Origin of the sequence: Catalinimonas alkaloidigena (assembly GCF_029504655.1) — a bacterium.
GTDB classification, from domain to species: domain Bacteria; phylum Bacteroidota; class Bacteroidia; order Cytophagales; family Cyclobacteriaceae; genus Catalinimonas; species Catalinimonas alkaloidigena.
Genome location: NZ_JAQFIL010000001.1, coordinates 3,541,907 through 3,556,749 on the forward strand (window position 1 = coordinate 3,541,907; position 14,843 = coordinate 3,556,749).

A 14,843-nucleotide genomic window follows, 5' to 3' on the forward strand; every position below is an offset into this window, starting at 1 on the left:
CAAAGCCACCCAAAGGTGGCTTTTTTTATGCCGATGTGGCAAGTCTGTGCCTGGGCACAAAAAACAAATAGGCAAAGGCAAATAAGGATAAAATTGCTCCCAACCCATAGGCAAAAATAAACCTGCCGGGATCATTAGCGTAAATCCAGCCGCTAAGTAGTGCTCCCAGCCCTATGCCTATTTCCAGCGCAATATACATGGTAGCCATGCCCCTACCCCTGTGTTTTTCATGACTCAGGTCTATGGTCCAGGCGAAAATGGTAGGCGTATTCATACCGGCAGCTAACCCGAATACGATTGCAGCAGTCAGAAAGAACTCAACACTGTCTGCAAGGCTTAGCATCAACATGCCTATAAAGAGGACGGTAGTAGAAACTTTAAGCACCTGTATTCTTCCAAACTTATCAGATGCCTTACCGGCAAAAAACCTTACAGCCACAGAAGCAATGGTGAAAAAAGTGTAGAAAAGCCCCCGATTCTGAATCCCTAATTCATCACTAAAGTCCGGGGTGATGGTAAGGATAACGCCAAATGAAAAAGCAGTCAGCAGTAATACTACACAAGGAGCAATAACTCTTGGCTCAAAAAGTTCATCTCGCTTCAGCTTAAGAAAAGATATTTGAAAAGGCTGCCTGTCTTCCAATGTTTCCTTCATACCTGCTAATATAATTATCGATAAAATGGCAGACACTGATGAAGCATAAAACATCATATCCAAAGAAAAATGATTGGCAAGCAAACTACCTATTGCCGGACCGCCAGCCATCCCCAAACTACCACAAAGCCCAAGAATGCCCATTGCTTCCCCCCTCCTACTTGCGGACACTACATCTGCCACATAGGCTGATGTGCCGGTTGGCTTAAAACCCGTGGAAAACCCATGAAAAAATCTGAGTAACAAAAAAAGAAAGACACTTGAGGCAAGCGGGTAAATAAATCCACAGACAAAGCATACTACTGCCCCAAAAATCATCACAGGAATACGCCCGATTTTATCAGCCAGTTTACCGCTGAAGGGTCGTGATAAACCAGCGGTAAGTGTAAACAGTGAAATGATCAAACCTTTATACTCTCCTCCACCCAATGACTCCAAATATGCCGGAAGCTCAGGGATGATCATATTAAAACTGGAAAAAAACAGAAAGGAACTTAAGCAGAGCAAACCAAACTGTAAGTTGTAAATAGATTTAGTATCAGACATCTGCTTCCCTAGAAATTGGATTGTAATATAAAATATAGTTTACGGTTCAATCTAAAAAAGTTTTGAGTTGATCTGAAAAAAAACAAATACCTCAATAAATATAGATACAAGACTGATAAAATGGGTTTTAAAAGTATTATAATCAATTATAATAGACTAAATATTATTTATCGGTGCATTAATTTTGTTTTAATACATAATACCATAAACAAATAAATATTCAGCGAGTTACTTAGGAGTAAGTATATTTTTTAACCTTAACACTGATTTAAAATGAATAATATCAAAGATAAAAATATCGCATTTTTAGTAGCTAACGGCTTTGAAGAAGTAGAGCTAAGCAAGCCTATTGAAGCACTCCAGGAGGCAGGTGCAAACATTAAAATTGTATCGACTGAAAAAGATAATGTAAAAGCATGGGACAAAACAGACTGGGGAAAAGATTACCCAGTGGATGTACACATAGATAATGCTCAGGCTGATGACTTTGACGCGATTGTATTGCCTGGAGGACAGTTAAACCCTGACTTTCTGAGGGTAAACGAAAAAGCTGTTAATTTTGTAAAAGCTTTTGCTCAGCAAAACAAGTTGATTGCAGCCATCTGCCACGGACCCTGGACATTAATTGAGGCAGACCTGGTGAGTGGTAAGCGGATGACTTCTTACCCATCCATACAAACTGACCTGAAGAATGCAGGAGCCCAGTGGGTAGATGAAGAAGTGGTAGAAGATCAGGGCATCATCACCAGTAGAAAACCAGATGATATACCAGCCTTCAACAAAGCTATTATTGAGGCTTTTGAGCAGGTTACCGCATAATTTAAATGTAGGACAAACATCAAACCCGGGCAATCGCTCGGGTTTTGTTATTTGTAAAATAACACAATGATTATAGCGCATACTCCTTCTTTTCAAACTGTTCTACCTCTTCCATCAACGCAAGCGCTTCATTTATTTGTTTTATTCCTGCACCTTCTATTCCCTTCTTTACCCAGCTATTATTGATATTGCTTGGACTTAGTTTTTTGAAAAGCCAGATTGTTAAAGGCACAAAAACAACTACACTAATGACGAACTGACTAATCCACCATCTTTGATCTCCATATTGGTAAATATCAATATCAAAAAGGACTTCAAACCAGAAAATGGTATGTGCGGTATAAAAAGGCAGTATCAGTAAGCTCAGTTTAAAATACTTAAGTATAACCAACCTCAGAGATCCTAACTTTTTTTGCAGACTTATTATAGATGATGTATAGTCTAGCGCTATGATCATTCTTAACTGCATTACTGCACTGTAGGCGATCAAAGCAGACCAAAAGAATAGGATACTGCCCGCAGCGACAAAATGGATTTCGTAGATGTGATTTTTAACAAAAGTGCCAAATACTATACACAAACTTATGCCAACTGCCAATACCATTGTATTTAACCATTGTAGGGATGTTAACCTGTTTTTCACCTTATCCAGATTGGCCTTGCGTAACAGGCTCAGGTTTAATTGCCATTGTTGTTCCAGCTTTTCATCATAGGCTTTCCATAGCTGTTTGATTTCATCTATTTCCATGCTTCTATTTTTCTAGGGTTGCAAATTGTTTTCTTAATTTCTGTTTGATCCTATTGATCTTGGTACCAACATTAGAGACTGAGATCTCCAGGATATTGGCAATCTCCTCATGACTGTGCTCATCCAGGTAGAGTATCATCAACGCTCGGTTCAGAGGGGCAAGCTGGTTGATAAATTGTCTCAATAACTTCAGATTTTCTTCATCGGCATGGTCTTCTGTTTCCGTGATTAGTAAGAAACTATCGTTCAGGGAAAAAGTACGCTGACTTATTTTACTTTCCTTGCGATAAAATGATATTGCCACATTCAGGGCTATACTGTACATCCAGGTTGACAGCTTATACTGTTCATCGTACTTAGAGAAACTTCGCCAAAGCTGCACGATCACTTCCTGAACCAGGTCTTTTCTATCTTCAGGATCATAGCAATAGGCATTGCAGACCTTAAAGATGATTTTTTTGTGCTGCTCCAGTACCCGGAGAAAAGTTTCCTTATCTTTTTTCATAGCGAAAGATCATTTTTCAGCTGAATGCTTTAAATGACTTAAGTGGTTAATTTTCCGCCCCAACCATATCCTCTTTCCATATTATTCGCAGCTTGAAGCCAAAAATCACAGTCAGACAGTATTTTTTTTATCCCTGATCATTATTTATTGTCAGCTCCAAACGCTTATCGATTCGCTGAATATCAGCAGAAATATGTATCATTAAGTTTAGAGGAATGAGAAATGATTAACAACCTAATTTATGTATTATGCTTAAATGCTATTTATTATCTCTACTCACACTGATTCCCTTCCTGCTGCTGGCACAGCACGGAAAAGTTTTTGATAACCTCAGCATGCAGAGTGACATTCTGGGAAGTGAACGAAAGTTTGCTCTGTATCTGCCTCCAGATTATGAAAGTTCCGAACGCTCCTACCCTGTTCTTTACCTTCTACACGGTGGCGGGGACGACCAGACGGGATGGGTTCAGTTTGGGGAAGTACTTCACATTGCGGACAAAGCCATCAACGAAGGCAAAGCAACTCCGATGATCATCGTGATGCCGGATGCAAACAGCGGACAGAGAGGCTACTTCAATAGCATTCAGGGTGACTGGCGCTATGAAGATTTTTTCTTTGAAGAGTTCATGCCTTATGTGGAAAGTACATATCGCATTAAGGGTGACAAAAGGTACAGAGCAGTGGCTGGGCTTTCTATGGGCGGAGGGGGCTCTTTTATGTATGCGCTACACCATCCCGAGCTTTTTTCTTCTGCCTGTCCACTCAGTGCCAGTACCGGCCCCCTGACTGTGGAAGACGTAGACCGCTACGCCGAAAGAATGGGAGCTGGCAATGCGAGCAAGGCGCAAAAGCAGAAATATTATGAAACGCACAGTGCTTTGGCCTTGGTGGAGAGCATGCCTGCGGAAGAAATCAAATCTGTACGCTGGTACATTGACTGTGGTGATGATGATTTCCTTTATGAAGGTAATTCATTAATACATATCGCTATGCGCAAAAAAGAGATACCTCATGAATTCCGCATAAGGGATGGAGGGCATAGCTGGACCTATTGGCGAGAAGCTTTACCTAATGTACTCTCTTTCGTCTCGGATGCTTTTCATCAATATTAAAGTTAGCTCGCCTTGCCAAACAGGGCGGGGCTAGGCTTTCACTTTGATCTCCATCAGTTTTTCGGGTTGTGCTATGGCTTCAAACCCTACCTTCTTATATAGGCCATGCGCATCATCAGTGCCTAGCCGCCAGATCCTGATGTTTTGTAGTCTTTCATCTTTAAGAATATGCTTTATGAGCCGTAAAGCCAAGCCCTGGCCTCTGTGTTCCGGTACGATAACTACATCCAACAGATAAGCCATAAACACATAATCTGTTAACAGGCGGGCATAGCCTAGCTGCTGGTTCTGTTTGTAAATGCCAAAATTTAGTGAATTGGCTACACAGGTATTTACTTCTTCCAGTGTTCTGTTTCTGGCCCAGGGGGTCTGGCTCAGACAGCGATGAATAAGCGGGATATCCAGTTTTTCAACATCACTGCTTACATATACTGCTTCTTTCATATTGAACTTCCTTGATTTTTTACTTTGATGCTGGCTGAGTAAATCAATTCATGCAAATTGAATAAATATACAGGTTAAACGCATTAAAAGTACAAGAATAACATGTAAAGCGTAGCTTTGCCGGATGAATTGGCAAAAGTTTTTTGATAGTGTGCCTGATTTCAGGATAAATCGGCGTAAGAAGCACCAATTGGTGGATATTTTAGTGATAGCCTTATGTGCTATTGTAAGCGGGGCTGACGATTTTGAAGAGATTGAGGCTTATGGGAAACGTAAGGAGTCATTCTTAAAGGGGTTTTTAGATTTACCCAATGGTATTCCATCTCATGACACTTTTAATCGGGTGTTCAAATACATGGACAAAAATGCCTTTGGTGAATGTTTGTATAGTTGGTCTAAAGAATTGTTGAGGTTTATTTACAGTCATATCACCCAAATAAATGTGGATGGTAAAGTGCTCCGAGGTACGGCCAAGGCAGGGTTCAAGAAAAGTGGCATCTGTATTATTAGTGCTTGGGTGGCTGAACAGCATCTGGTTCTAGGACAAGAGAAGGTAGATACTAAAAGTAATGAAAAAATGGCTATTCCCGAACTGTTGAAGTCCTTAGCTCTGGAAGGCTGTTTAGTGAGTAGTGATGCGGCAGGCTGTCAAGTAAAGAATGCCGACCTGATTGTTGAAAAGGGTGGAGATTATTTGATAGCCATCAAAAAAGATCATAAGCATATTTATGAGCAGATCACAGATTGGATGGATAGAAGAAAGATATATTTGCCAGTGGATGAGTGGGTAGATTTTGGCAGTGGCAGGATAGAGCGCAGAAACTGCTATGTTGAATCTAACCTTAAATTACTTGATGACTTGTCAGCATGGAAGCACCTAAAGTCAATCGTAATGATAGAAGCCCACAGAGAAAAAAATGGCAAAACGACCTTAGAGAAACGTTTCTATTTGAGTAGCCTGAAAGCCTCTACTAAAGAGTTTAACCAATTAGTCAGAAATCACTGGAGTATCGAAAACCAGCTTCATTGGAAGTTAGATGTTATCTTCCGAGAGGACAGTAGCAGAACTAAATCGGGGAATGCGGCCGAAAATTTGACTACCGCCCGTAAGCTAGCCTTGCAACTTCTCCATCAGATCAAAGATAAAGAAAGTATTAAGAACAGAAGGAAAATAGCAGGGTGGGATGACCATTACCTAATTCGAATCCTCCAGAGATTAAATCAAAATTAAATGCGTTTAACCTGATAAATATACCAGCTTTTGAATATTTTAAGAGAATATCCTTAGCTTGCGATTAACCTTTGACCATCGGAGTGAACATAAGTGCCGTAAAAAAGGTTGTTATAATGGCTCTGAAACGTCGGGGTCTTTTTTTTTCACTTAAATCATACATTTATGGGTAGATCTCAGAATAGCTTCATGAAGAAACAACGCGAGAAGAAAAAGCAAAAGAAGAAAGAGGAAAAAATGCAGCGTAAGCAAGAGAGACAGGAGAATTCTAGTGGAGGAGCTCTTGATGAGATGGTAGCCTATGTTGATGAATACGGAAATATTACCTCAACTCCTCCCGAAGAAGATGATCTTTCTGCTTCACAAAGAAAAAACCCTAACAGCAAAGATCCTCTAAAAAAGTAATTCATTTGCCAAACATACGGTAATCTACTGGTTTTAATTGACCATATTCATCCCTGACATGGGTTTCCATATTGGGGATGATGTCTGTATTCTGTGCTGATGCTACAGACCATTCCTGCGCCGAGCGATGTACAACAAATGTAAAAATATTGCGACGAATGCCCGGATCTGATACTTCATCAGTAGGTGTTTGTCCACTTAATCTCATCCTGGCCTGCACTACGGCAATGTTTTCATCTAAATACTTCACTCTGGTTTGAACCAGCTTTAAAGTTGACTCATTAAAAATGGTTCGCAATCCATAATCATGGGCTTTTTCAATGTCCTTACGATTGTGCCACCACAGTCCGGTTACATTGATAAACTCAGCATCCTTATCAAATATGGAAGCTAATTTGATAGCATCACGCTGGTTCCATGCTTCTACGAAGATTTGCGGAATGCTTTCCGGACTATCGGCTTCACTGTATTTCATCGGATGCAATTTAGATATGATTATGCTTTAACCATGCTTTTTCTCGCTCCTCATCTGCCATCGCTCATTATTCATTACCAACACTTTCCCACCAGCGGCTGTTTGAATACGTATTTTTTTCCAGTATCATAGCCTCTCCAATAATAGGCGTGGCAACAGCTACTCCTGATTGCTGAGCCTTTGCCGTTGCCCTTTCTACCGGATCAGTCCAGCTATGCAAAGCAAGGGTAAACGCACCCCAGTGGATGGGCATGATCAGCTCAGCTTTTAAATCAATACCAGCCTGTACTGTCTGCTCAGGCATCATATGAATAGCTTCCCAGCGGGAATCATATTGTCCACATTCCATCATGGCAAAGTCAAAGGGACCGTAGCGTTCTCCTATCTCTGCGAAATGCGGACCATAGCCGCTGTCACCGCTGAAATAAATATTAGTGGAGGGAGAACTGATTATCCACGAACTCCAGAGTGTCTGGTCACGGTCCAGCACCCCCCTACCGGAAAAATGCCGGGCGGGAGCGCAAACCAAGGTCAGTTCATTCATTTGAATTTGATCCCACCAGTTAAGTTCATGGATTTTATCATCGCTCACGCCCCAGGATCTCAAATGTGCTCCAACGCCGAGAGGAACATAAAAATTACCTACTTTGTCTTTGAGCTTCAGGATCGAACCATAGTCCAGGTGATCGTAATGGTCGTGAGAGATAATCACTGCATCCAATGCGGGTAACTTTTCAATGGCAATTGGTAAATCGCTATAACGCTTGCTCCCCAGCCAGGGCAAAGGCGAAGGAGAGTCACCCAGCATAGGGTCTATAAAGATATTTTTACCTTCCAGTTCTAAGAGGATAGCTGAATGTCCAAACCAGGTGATGCGGGATGGTTTATCAGCATTTGCGACCAAATCTACTGAGTCCAGAGGTCTTACCGGTAGCACACCATCTGGTTGGCTATTAGGTGTTCCTTTAAAATAGTCTGCTATCAGGCCCGCATAATCTCCTACCTTCATATCCATAGTGGTAGTAATTAGATTGACAAACTTACCATCCTTATAATGACCTGATTTTACAAATCGCTCTTGCAGAGTTGTATCTGCTTTTCCTCCAAAAACCGGATTCAGGTTCAAGAAAAGCACACCGATTATGATCAATAGTAATATTATTCCTAATACAATCCAACTCAGCATTTTTAACATCTTAATGATAATATTTATACTATTTATTATATGACATTCCTTAAATGCTCTTTCGTCTCAAGGCATCAGGCGTCTGAAATAGTATGTCGCAGCTCAGCCGGGGGATATTGTAATAAATGCTAATAATTAAGCCTTTACTTCTTAAGAAATAAGAGCCCGATCTTTTAAATAAGTACGAATAAATTACTTTTAATTAGATCAATAAGTGCTGTTTACTTTCCAAAAATATAGCCTACACTCAAGTCCAGGCCAAGTCTGCCATCAATATCTCCCTCATAAACGGAGATACCATAGCCTACAGAAAAGTCAAACTTAAAATGCTCACCCAGAGCTCTTCTTGTACCCCACTTTGGTATAAAGGAAACGCCTTCATTTAGACTTACGCTACGCGGCTCATTTTCATTAGATATGTCAAATAAATCCGGATAAAAAGTCGTAGAGATGGTCAGGTATTCAGCGCTATTATTAATTGTTCTTTTACCTTTGCTCACTCTTCTGTTAAAATTATAGTAGAAGCGGGGTTCTACACTGATAGCAGGGACAAAGAGATAGTTGAATTCACCACCTCCGCCATATAACACACCCTCAAAACCTAAGTTGGCATTAATGATCAACTGCTCTCCAAGCTGACGTTCGTGATTGATCCATGCACCCAGAAATCCAATATCTACAGAAGTCAAATGCCTCTCCAGAGATTCAGAACCACTTTGGGCGAGCATCATGTGTGAAAACAACAAAGCAAAAGCTAAAACACTTAATTTTTTCATGTAGGGAAAGTTTTGGTTTAATCACATAAGGTTTACACGAAAGCAATATAATTTAAATTGTGCATATCACATAGTTTATTTGCATATCTCACAAAAAAACTCTCGTTGATATAAGAGATAATTCAATTTATATCATGCGCAAATAAATGATCTAGCAATTGCCATACAATGATTCTCTCATTTTTTGCATGAAAATATCACATAAAATTTGTAATTATAGCTTAATGCAGCTTTGTCCCTGTAAGTCAATGTGTATGTTTTGTTAAATACTAAATCTATCGTCCATTTTGATGTCTTGGTAGGCAAGGTCTGAAAATTGTAGTTATTGATTTTTACTACGAATCTTTAAATAGCGTATATCAATTTTCTCTTCACATGCAGGGCAGAAATCTATAGTCGTGTAGGCGAAATGAAAGCCATTACGCATCAGACAATTTTCACTTTCTTCACAATGTCTTAATCCTAACACATGCCCTATTTCATGTTTGACAACCTTAGATAAGTTTATAGTAAACTCATCACTGTTGACCGACTCCTGCCTGAGTTTATAGGTAGAAAGGCTAAGCACTCTTGCATCAGGATCCGCCAGCCCCCTAATGGTCATAGCGGGCCTATACTGCTTACCAATTGTCAGGGCGCTATCGGTGATGCCGATGATCAGGTCATACTTAGCTTCATCCAGGGCTGACAGTTCAGCATTGCTGGCATGAGCATTGATCACCATCATGGCCATTTGTTAATTACCATAGTTTTTTTTCGCAGGTAGCGCAGTATCTAACTCTATTTTATCAGATGATAACTTTACGTCAGCATAGTAATGACTTACCACTGCTGCTTCTGCGATTCGTAAATGCATGCGATCCACTTCACCTATGGATACCAGCACAGTTTACAGTGTCTGTGCTTCAGTTATAGTGAGACTACCTATCAAAAGAAATGTGATGATCAGTGCGCTGCATATCTTTATGATAGTCATAGAAAGGGTAAACTGAAAAGGTCATTGTACGTATGTTGTGATACAAAATATACAACATCTGTGAGAAATACACTTTAGGTTTGGGAAGGGTTTCACTAGCAGCGCTCTTCATTTCTGCTATGAGTATTAGCCTGGCTTTTCCAAGGACATCAGGATACAGGTAAACCAACTTAGTAAACAAAGCTGACTACTCAACACTGATTCCAAACTTATCCTGGGTATCATATTTCTGGGGTTTGCCCAGTGACACCATCCAGCGGTCATAGGAGGCCTTTGCCAGCCACTGCACCTGATACACATCCTTCAAAGCTTCAGCGGATGCTGCCTGGCTGGCCAGTTCATTGGCAATCTCATAATCCTTACTTTCCTCAGCATGATGGAAGACAAAAGCAGCATGAAATTTATCCAGTGGCTTCTGAATAAGCCTGTTTGTATACAGGTCTTTTACCTGTCTCAGCCTCAGGCTGTCTCTATTCGCCAACTCTTCTCTGAACAAGCCAATGTAGGCTTTCAGATTCTTCCTATCCCCCTGATCAGTTTGATAAGCATAAGACAAGTTTTCGCTTACATCATCGGTATGAATCACTGCCGGAGCCAGTGGACGAAAAAGGCCTATGAAAATTCCAACAATGCAAATCAGTATGATCTGAAACGGTAATTTTAGCCATATGGGATTCAAACTACTGCTCAATAGTTTTATTATCCCTGCTACAATGAGTACCAGCAGGCTTAAAGCTATACACAACATCAGCAGGAAACTGATCAGGCTATAGTGGTATGCTAATAAACTGATAGCAATCAAAAAGAGTAAGTGAAAAAAGTATTTTTTCATATCAAAAAATGTTAGACGTATCAGCTACACCTAACTAAAAGTGTCTGATAAGTTAAGTCTGATAGCATGAAGACTTAAAACAAAAGAGAAAGTGACAAATGTAAAAAGCTACAGATGATTTACAAATAAGGATTGCTGAGACTTAGTGCGGATTACTTGTCTATACTGCTCAAACATGCTGGTCAATAAGGATCATATTGCCATCGGGGTCAATTACCATGAAGTTCGCAGGACCGGAAGTATTTTCATCGGCTTCACTTTCAAGCTTCACTCCTTCTGCCTTCAGGGATTTTTGGATCTCCCTTACGTCATCAAAGGGTTCTACCTGGGCTGCATTCTGATCCCAACCCGGATTAAAAGTAAGTATGTTGTTTTCAAACATTCCCTGAAAGAGACCGATAAGGGTATCTTCATTTTTCATAATGAGGTAATTCTTCTCTATATCTCCGGCAAAAACTTTAAAGCCGAGTTTTTCATAGAATATTTTGGAAGCTTTGATATCCTTTACATTCAAGCTAACTGAAAATGCTCCTAATTTCATAAGTTTATTGGTTTGAGAGGTGGTCATTTTTAATTGTAAGAATCATGCTGTCCCGCCTGAATTACATTCAAGATAAATGATTTTTCTTTAAAAAGGATGAGAAATAGCATTGATAAAAAAAATCGCATTTACTCACTTTGAGCCTCAAAAATGAATGAGTGGCATTTCCCACGCTTAAAGATTTTTTACCGCTCAACCTCTTCCCCACCTATCCAAACTGAAGCGATACTTCTCAGATGTCTGATGTCTTCCAATGGATCCTGATTCAGTACCACAAAATCTGCCCAGTGACCTGGCTCCAGTGTACCGACATCTTCCAGCCCCAGACATTGCGCCGGGTTTCTTGTCGCTGATAGCAGGATTTCCATGGGCTGCATTCCTGCCTCAGCCATCATGTTCATTTCCAGATGCTCAAAATAGCCCTGGAAGCGGGTAGGCACACCACTATCTGTACCCATAGCGATGGTCACGCCGCTGTCAGAAAGTATCTTCAAATTGCGCTTTGCCATTTGCAGCGCCTCTTTGTAAGTTTCATTATCAGGGTTTTCTCTCACCTGCTCCTGTCTTTCCGGTGCTGTCAATGCTGCAATTTCCAGGCTGTCAACACTCTGAAGAAAAAAAGGGTCATTAAAAAAAGCAGGTACACCCTCATATACATAGGTCGAAAGGTCACGTGTAAGTGTAGGACAATAACATACTTCTTCAGCTTTGAGCAGGTTAATCAGGGTAGCGTCTACTTCCTGATCGCGGACACTATGTGCGAGAAAATCTGCGCCTGCACCCACCAGACTTTTAGCATCTTCAAGGTAGTACATATGAGCAGCCAGCATAAGGTTATAGTCATGAGAACGATTGATTACCGTCTGATATACATCCTCAGGCATTTTCTTACTGCTTCCCAAATTATCGTCTACCCTGATCTTGATAAAGTCTACACCCATCTTCACATTATTGTCAACCATACGAATAGCTTCCTGCGGTGTATCTCCGGTGACGACCGCGCCAGCGATATACAAGCGGGCTCTACCTGGTGAGCTTATCGTATCCACCTCATCCCTAAGAGAAACTGCTGCCGGATGATCTTCTCCCAAACTGATCACTGTGGTAATTCCATAGCTTGCATAGAGCTTCAGTTGGTCTACAATATTATCTTCTGCATAATCCTTAGCCTGCATGCTACCTTCATAGCCGACATGCGCATGGCTGTTTATCAGGCCCGGGATCACTATTTTTCCACTTAAGTCTATCACTTTTGCGTGTTCAGGAATCTCCACATCAGATCTGCTACCTACCGCTTCAATCCGCCCCTCGCTGATCAGTAAAACACCATCAGAAATTGAGGGTCCGCCTTTACCATCTAAGAGTTTGGCGCCCACAAAAACAGTATAGACCTTTTGGCTTTGCTTGGGTGAATTGCTGCAAGCATTGAGAAAAAATAAAGAAGAAAAGATCAGCAGAAAAACGAAAGAATGTTCGGGCAAATTACAGAAGGTTCTCATGTTCAAGGTTAAGTTGAAAGCCAAATTAGTAGATGAAAGTACAGCTATAAGTAGTGACTATTTCACAATCAACAAAAAATATTAAACTTTTTTATATCGGTCATTCAGCCCTCTCCCTTCCAGAATCATCGGAATGACCTTTTCCAGTCTTTTTATTCTGGTATTCTCCCTTTTAGCCTGCATTATATACTCCGAATATTCTCTTTGTTTTGCAGCACTAAGCGCGTGAAATGCTTTTGCCAGCGTCTGATCATCGTTTAATTTACTTTTTAAAATTGGAGGGACAGCAATTACCTTAGGCTTACGCAGGTTTACAACTTTACCTTCCTTCTGATGCTTGACCGCTTCCTGAATATATACCTTCACAGTTTGGGAATCAACTTCTGCTGAAGAAGTAAAGCGCCATTGACGAAGCGCCTGAGTTTTCCCTTCCTGTGCGTTGATCAGCACATTGTGTTTGTCGGTAAGCAACGCGCCCTGATAAAACCATAATGCCGCATAAGCTTTAAATGCTGCCATGCCAATGACATTTTTGCCATCCCATGTGTAACAGGGTATCCCCCACTTGATCGTCTCCTGCAATTCACTATCCAGCAGGAGGTCTCTGAGCATCAAGAGCATCTCTTTTTTATCCTGATGACGATCAATGTATGCTTCTACTCGTTTATCACTTTCCATAAGCAATATTTTTAATCAAACACTAAGAATTTTCTAATCGTATTAGTTTAATTATGCCCTTTTGTCTACTAAATTCTAAAGCGAAAAAAATAAAAATTTTTACCTGACTATAATTCATCTCCTTGTCTTTATCCTCACAAATAAGAACCATCATAAAGCCATGGCCTTAAATATAAATATTGTAAGAGTAAATTTAGTTATGATATGGTATTAACACATCAAATTCACACCTATTTAGATGGTGTAAGCATGAGTTCATTTTCAGCCGTGATGAAGCGTATACAATAATAAGTCTTGTATTGGTCAGGCTGTTTCTTCCTATAGCGATTGAAGAAACTGGAAAGGGTAGGGAAGTAAAAATGCATTGTATTGATGATAATTCAGTCAAAAATGAGTTTCAAAACTTCATTAAATCATCAATACAATCACTATTTTCAGAATATCAAGTACAAAAATGCAAGCGGGGAAGCTCAAGCTTGTTTACGTTATGACACCTGTTTTTTGATGTTGGCAATCTTTTTATGGGAGGCAACAATACCTTTGATCAAGGCTGAACTCAGACCATTATGCTCCATTTCGTTAAGCCCCGCAATGGTACAACCCCGCGGTGTAGTTACCCGGTCAATTTCTGATTCGGGATGACGTCCACTTTCTATCAGCAATGAAGCTGCTCCCCGGCAGGTCTGCATTGCAATAGCCTGTGCCTCATCGGCATCAAATCCCATTTCAATACCTCCCTGTGCCGCAGCACGTATAAACCGAAGCGCGAACGCAATACCACTTGCTCCCAATACCGTAGCGGCAGCCATTAATTCTTCTTCTATTACCAGCGTACGGCCCATTACATTAAAGATGGCCTGGACACTTTCTAACTGACTTTCAGTAGCCTTACGTGTCGCCATGCATGTCATAGACTCACGGATAGCGATGGCTGTATTGGGCATGGCACGGATGATAGGAAAGTTATCCCCGACTCTGGCCTCAATTTCTTCTATGGCAACGCCGGTAATTGTAGAAATCAGTACGTGCTGCTGTGCACTGAGTACAGACTTGATCTGATCCAATAAGCTGTGCAACTGCTTAGGTTGTACACATAGAAATACAAGTTCAGATTGGGTTACAGCTTTCACATTATCAGTAATGACATCTACTCCTTTTTGTAGCAGATCATCAACTCCATGTATTTTTCGGCGGGTCACGATCACATCGCCATGATTGTAATTGCCTGTACTTATCAGACCCAGGGCAATGGATTGTCCAAGGTTCCCCCCCCCTAGTATCGCTATTTTCTTACTCATACTTATTATGTTTGATGCCAGCTTAGTTTAATAATAAATTGAAGTATACAATAACATTTCTTCAAGCTAGCAGTTTGATTGATTAGATGCCTGACTTTCCTCAGGCTTATTTTTAAT

18 protein-coding genes are annotated in these 14,843 nt (G+C 40.6%); 4 read left to right on the plus strand and 14 right to left on the minus strand.

Features of this window, described 5'->3' with window-relative positions; genetic code table 11:
- Positions 1-25: 25 nt before the first annotated feature.
- On the minus strand, positions 26-1,201 hold the full coding sequence (locus OKW21_RS14405; protein WP_277480306.1) for an MFS transporter: 1,176 nt from the start codon (positions 1,199-1,201) through the stop codon (positions 26-28).
- A gap of 273 nt (positions 1,202-1,474) precedes the next feature.
- Here OKW21_RS14405 and OKW21_RS14410 point away from each other — a divergent pair, with 273 nt between their 5' ends.
- Positions 1,475-2,020, plus strand: coding sequence for a type 1 glutamine amidotransferase domain-containing protein (locus OKW21_RS14410; RefSeq protein ID WP_277480308.1), 546 nt, complete (start codon positions 1,475-1,477; stop codon positions 2,018-2,020).
- Between the two features lie 70 nt (positions 2,021-2,090).
- On the opposite strand, the gene OKW21_RS14415 is transcribed toward OKW21_RS14410, so the two are convergent.
- On the minus strand, positions 2,091-2,768 hold the full coding sequence (locus OKW21_RS14415) for a hypothetical protein (RefSeq protein WP_277480309.1): 678 nt from the start codon (positions 2,766-2,768) through the stop codon (positions 2,091-2,093).
- 4 nt (positions 2,769-2,772) lie between these two features.
- Positions 2,773-3,273 carry an RNA polymerase sigma factor gene (locus tag OKW21_RS14420; RefSeq protein ID WP_277480311.1) on the minus strand — a complete coding sequence of 167 codons (501 nt, stop codon included), beginning with the start codon at positions 3,271-3,273 and terminating at the stop codon, positions 2,773-2,775.
- A gap of 248 nt (positions 3,274-3,521) precedes the next feature.
- Between OKW21_RS14420 and OKW21_RS14425 the strand changes: the two genes are divergently transcribed.
- Positions 3,522-4,385: an alpha/beta hydrolase gene (locus tag OKW21_RS14425; protein ID WP_277480312.1), complete on the plus strand. Its 864-nt coding sequence runs from the start codon at positions 3,522-3,524 to the stop codon at positions 4,383-4,385.
- 30 nt (positions 4,386-4,415) lie between these two features.
- Here OKW21_RS14425 and OKW21_RS14430 read toward each other — a convergent pair whose 3' ends face one another.
- The gene (locus OKW21_RS14430) at positions 4,416-4,829 is read right to left on the minus strand and encodes a GNAT family N-acetyltransferase (protein WP_277480314.1); all 414 of its coding nucleotides are present in this window, start codon (positions 4,827-4,829) and stop codon (positions 4,416-4,418) included.
- A gap of 124 nt (positions 4,830-4,953) precedes the next feature.
- Here OKW21_RS14430 and OKW21_RS14435 point away from each other — a divergent pair, with 124 nt between their 5' ends.
- Together OKW21_RS14435 and OKW21_RS14440 are read left to right on the plus strand one after the other, a co-directional pair.
- Complete coding sequence (locus tag OKW21_RS14435) at positions 4,954-6,060, plus strand: ISAs1 family transposase (RefSeq protein WP_277478228.1); 1,107 nt, start codon at positions 4,954-4,956, stop codon at positions 6,058-6,060.
- 189 nt (positions 6,061-6,249) lie between these two features.
- Positions 6,250-6,465, plus strand: a complete 216-nt coding sequence (locus OKW21_RS14440; protein ID WP_277480316.1) for a cold-shock protein — start codon at positions 6,250-6,252, stop codon at positions 6,463-6,465.
- Position 6,466: 1 nt separating this feature from the next.
- Here the strand turns inward: OKW21_RS14440 and OKW21_RS14445 are convergent, their stop codons facing one another.
- The 10 genes from OKW21_RS14445 to proC form a co-directional block, all read right to left on the minus strand.
- Positions 6,467-6,940: an SgcJ/EcaC family oxidoreductase gene (locus tag OKW21_RS14445; protein ID WP_277480318.1), complete on the minus strand. Its 474-nt coding sequence runs from the start codon at positions 6,938-6,940 to the stop codon at positions 6,467-6,469.
- 67 nt (positions 6,941-7,007) lie between these two features.
- Positions 7,008-8,126, minus strand: coding sequence for an MBL fold metallo-hydrolase (locus OKW21_RS14450; RefSeq protein ID WP_277480320.1), 1,119 nt, complete (start codon positions 8,124-8,126; stop codon positions 7,008-7,010).
- A gap of 221 nt (positions 8,127-8,347) precedes the next feature.
- Positions 8,348-8,902 carry a hypothetical protein gene (locus OKW21_RS14455; protein WP_277480321.1) on the minus strand — a complete coding sequence of 185 codons (555 nt, stop codon included), beginning with the start codon at positions 8,900-8,902 and terminating at the stop codon, positions 8,348-8,350.
- 322 nt (positions 8,903-9,224) lie between these two features.
- Positions 9,225-9,629: a matrixin family metalloprotease gene (locus OKW21_RS14460; RefSeq protein ID WP_277480322.1), complete on the minus strand. Its 405-nt coding sequence runs from the start codon at positions 9,627-9,629 to the stop codon at positions 9,225-9,227.
- A 9-nt stretch (positions 9,630-9,638) separates the two neighbouring features.
- Positions 9,639-9,788 carry a hypothetical protein gene (locus tag OKW21_RS14465; RefSeq protein ID WP_277480324.1) on the minus strand — a complete coding sequence of 50 codons (150 nt, stop codon included), beginning with the start codon at positions 9,786-9,788 and terminating at the stop codon, positions 9,639-9,641.
- Between the two features lie 277 nt (positions 9,789-10,065).
- Entirely contained in the window at positions 10,066-10,710 is a 645-nt protein-coding gene (locus tag OKW21_RS14470; protein ID WP_277480326.1) for a hypothetical protein, read from the minus strand.
- A 169-nt stretch (positions 10,711-10,879) separates the two neighbouring features.
- On the minus strand, positions 10,880-11,251 hold the full coding sequence (locus OKW21_RS14475) for a VOC family protein (RefSeq protein WP_277480328.1): 372 nt from the start codon (positions 11,249-11,251) through the stop codon (positions 10,880-10,882).
- A gap of 185 nt (positions 11,252-11,436) precedes the next feature.
- Positions 11,437-12,750, minus strand: coding sequence for an amidohydrolase family protein (locus OKW21_RS14480; protein WP_277480329.1), 1,314 nt, complete (start codon positions 12,748-12,750; stop codon positions 11,437-11,439).
- An 81-nt stretch (positions 12,751-12,831) separates the two neighbouring features.
- Positions 12,832-13,428 (minus strand): YdeI/OmpD-associated family protein, encoded by a 597-nt coding sequence (locus OKW21_RS14485; protein WP_277480331.1) that lies wholly within the window; start codon positions 13,426-13,428, stop codon positions 12,832-12,834.
- 485 nt (positions 13,429-13,913) lie between these two features.
- Complete coding sequence (proC, locus tag OKW21_RS14490) at positions 13,914-14,726, minus strand: pyrroline-5-carboxylate reductase (protein ID WP_277480333.1); 813 nt, start codon at positions 14,724-14,726, stop codon at positions 13,914-13,916.
- Between the last annotated feature and the right edge of the window lie 117 nt (positions 14,727-14,843).

Coding starts and splice junctions, on each gene's coding strand:
- OKW21_RS14405 (WP_277480306.1), bottom strand. CDS start 1,201: ATGTCTGATACTAAATCTATTTACAACTTACAGTTTGGTTTGCTCTGC.
- OKW21_RS14415 (WP_277480309.1), bottom strand. CDS start 2,768: ATGGAAATAGATGAAATCAAACAGCTATGGAAAGCCTATGATGAAAAG.
- proC (WP_277480333.1), bottom strand. CDS start 14,726: ATGAGTAAGAAAATAGCGATACTAGGGGGGGGGAACCTTGGACAATCC.
- OKW21_RS14470 (WP_277480326.1), bottom strand. CDS start 10,710: ATGAAAAAATACTTTTTTCACTTACTCTTTTTGATTGCTATCAGTTTA.
- OKW21_RS14455 (WP_277480321.1), bottom strand. CDS start 8,902: ATGAAAAAATTAAGTGTTTTAGCTTTTGCTTTGTTGTTTTCACACATG.
- OKW21_RS14475 (WP_277480328.1), bottom strand. CDS start 11,251: ATGAAATTAGGAGCATTTTCAGTTAGCTTGAATGTAAAGGATATCAAA.
- OKW21_RS14440 (WP_277480316.1), top strand. CDS start 6,250: ATGAAGAAACAACGCGAGAAGAAAAAGCAAAAGAAGAAAGAGGAAAAA.
- OKW21_RS14420 (WP_277480311.1), bottom strand. CDS start 3,273: ATGAAAAAAGATAAGGAAACTTTTCTCCGGGTACTGGAGCAGCACAAA.
- OKW21_RS14430 (WP_277480314.1), bottom strand. CDS start 4,829: ATGAAAGAAGCAGTATATGTAAGCAGTGATGTTGAAAAACTGGATATC.
- OKW21_RS14480 (WP_277480329.1), bottom strand. CDS start 12,750: ATGAGAACCTTCTGTAATTTGCCCGAACATTCTTTCGTTTTTCTGCTG.
- OKW21_RS14425 (WP_277480312.1), top strand. CDS start 3,522: ATGCTTAAATGCTATTTATTATCTCTACTCACACTGATTCCCTTCCTG.
- OKW21_RS14445 (WP_277480318.1), bottom strand. CDS start 6,940: ATGAAATACAGTGAAGCCGATAGTCCGGAAAGCATTCCGCAAATCTTC.
- OKW21_RS14435 (WP_277478228.1), top strand. CDS start 4,954: ATGAATTGGCAAAAGTTTTTTGATAGTGTGCCTGATTTCAGGATAAAT.
- OKW21_RS14460 (WP_277480322.1), bottom strand. CDS start 9,629: ATGATGGTGATCAATGCTCATGCCAGCAATGCTGAACTGTCAGCCCTG.
- OKW21_RS14410 (WP_277480308.1), top strand. CDS start 1,475: ATGAATAATATCAAAGATAAAAATATCGCATTTTTAGTAGCTAACGGC.
- OKW21_RS14450 (WP_277480320.1), bottom strand. CDS start 8,126: ATGCTGAGTTGGATTGTATTAGGAATAATATTACTATTGATCATAATC.
- OKW21_RS14485 (WP_277480331.1), bottom strand. CDS start 13,428: ATGGAAAGTGATAAACGAGTAGAAGCATACATTGATCGTCATCAGGAT.